Below are 2163 nucleotides of genomic sequence, written 5' to 3'. Positions count from 1 at the left end.
CAGTGAAGGGTTTTTTGCCTATCAGGATTCCCAGAAAGAAAAAGGGATGTTACTGCTCCTGGATGCAGGTATATTTTACGAGTTTATCCGGGCAGATGAGTTCTTTGATGAACATCCGGACCGACTTACCATAAAGGATGTGGAAACAGGCGTGAATTACGTAATGATCATTTCCACCAATGCCGGCCTGTGGGCCTATAACCTGGGAGATACCGTTCAGTTTGTTTCTACGGACCCCTACAGGGTCATTGTTTCGGGTCGTATCAAACATTTTATCTCTGCCTTTGGAGAGCATGTCATCGCGAAGGAAGTGGAAGAAGCCATGAAGGAGGCCATAGCACAAACCGACGCCCGGGTCAATGAATTCACCGTAGCCCCTAAAATTAAAGTCGATAATGAACTCCCTTATCACGAGTGGTTAGTGGAATTTGAACACCCTCCATCAGACCTGGGGCATTTCCTTGGGGTATTGGACGAGGAGATGCAGCGGCAGAACTCCTATTATTTTGATCTTATCGAAGGGAAGATCCTTCAGCCGCTTAAACTTACCGCGATACAACCAGGTGGGTTTCAGGCGTATATGAAATCTATAGGGAAGTTAGGGGGGCAGAATAAGGTTCAGCGCTTGTCCAACGATCGAAAAATTGCGGATGCCCTCAATAAATACAAGACATGAGGTCAAATCCCCTCCTATTGGGAATTCCCTGCTGTTTGCTACCGGCAAATTCATAAATTTGCAGCACGAAGCAGCCAATTCATGAACAACTTTAAGGAAACTACCCGTGCGCAGGAATCCACCAATGCAATCGAACGTCTGTATATTACCATGCGGCATTTGTTCAATCGGGGATTTTACAAACCCACCGGGGTATCCGGAGAGAGCCTGAAAAACGCACTTTTATTGCTCAGACCCGAGATCTATGGGTCCATAGCGGAGGAGAAGGCAGAATTAAACGGGCTGATCTATGTCCTGGAACGTCTTCCTGAGGGTATACATGAATGCCGCTTTATCAACCTGACCTCTGATGAAGGCTATGCGAGTTCCCACCTCAAACCCATTATCCCTCCTAAGCGGCGACGCAATTGCTATCGCATAGATAGGGAGCAGATGAACGTAGAAATCACCCGTGGGCGTTCTGATATTTATGATATCCTGACACACCTGACCTTCCTGTTTATCGAATCCCAGAAAATTGCCCATAAAGTGCTGATTGAGGAAACCCAGGAGACCATTCGGGATTGGCAAAAACTGGAAATTGCCGTACAAAAGGAGAAACTGAGTCAGGAAGAACGGGAGACCGCCCTGATCCATACGGCCAGCATATTGGGGAGGTCGTTCCTGGAGGTCATTGATATTTATAAGAAATTGGCCAGAAAGGGGGATCCAGAGCGCTTCCTGAAAGTCATTTACTGGCTGGGCAAGCTCGCTATTGAAGAGGAAACCGGGGGAGAAAAAAGGATCATAACCTTCAGCACCCTGCTACGTGAGCGTTTGGGACATCATATTCACGGGGAACAATGGGCCAACAAAGTGAAAGAAACCCTGAATAAAGAAGGACTATTGAACCGCCCGATTCATATCATAAGTGCAAACATGCATAGTGTGATGAATTCCATGTATGCGAAAAAGGCATTGAAAATGGAATTCCCAAAGAACAGTTCACTGGAAATTTACGAGCAATTAAGCCAGGATAAAAATAAAAGGCAACAGGACAAGGTTAACCGGGTGGCGCTCAAAAATGGGATGCTGGTGGTTGATGATATTTCTGGTACTAACATCGACGTGCAGATATTTGATACGGCAAAACTGGGAAAAGATGCCTGTTGTTACGAATTGCCTGAAAGCCTCCCGGATGACAAAAAACCGGTTATCTTTGTTATGGACTATGCCTTCGGGGAACAGGCTTATGAAACTATTGACGAGTTGTTAAAGCCCTATCGACCTGCAGATCAACCTCCTGTATTTCTCGATGTCGCGTCCATATCCATTATGGGGAAAGCTGGAATTTTGGAGGGTGGAAAAGGTGATCTGATGATCCCAACGGCACATATGTTTGAGGGGACCGCTGACAATTATCCTTTTCACAATGAATTAAGCGCCTCGCATTTTGAGGGCAATGGGCTGAGAGTGCAGGAAGGCACCATGGTCACGGTATTGGGTAC

Annotated in this window: 2 protein-coding genes; both read left to right on the top strand. The window is 46.4% G+C overall.

Translation table 11 applies throughout. From position 1 onward, the window contains the following. Nucleotides 1–676, top strand: a 676-nt coding sequence (locus AC4E7D_RS14260; RefSeq protein WP_490174444.1) for a GH3 domain-containing protein, incomplete at its 5' end; no start/stop codon positions are given. Between the two features lie 81 nt (nt 677–757). After that, a partial coding sequence (locus AC4E7D_RS14255) for a DUF6909 family protein (RefSeq protein WP_490174443.1) occupies nt 758–2163 on the top strand: 1406 nt, incomplete at its 3' end.

Source organism: Lentiprolixibacter sp. (assembly GCF_982873095.1).
Note: the sequence above shows the minus strand (reverse complement) of the source record. Positions and strands in the feature narration are given on the sequence as shown.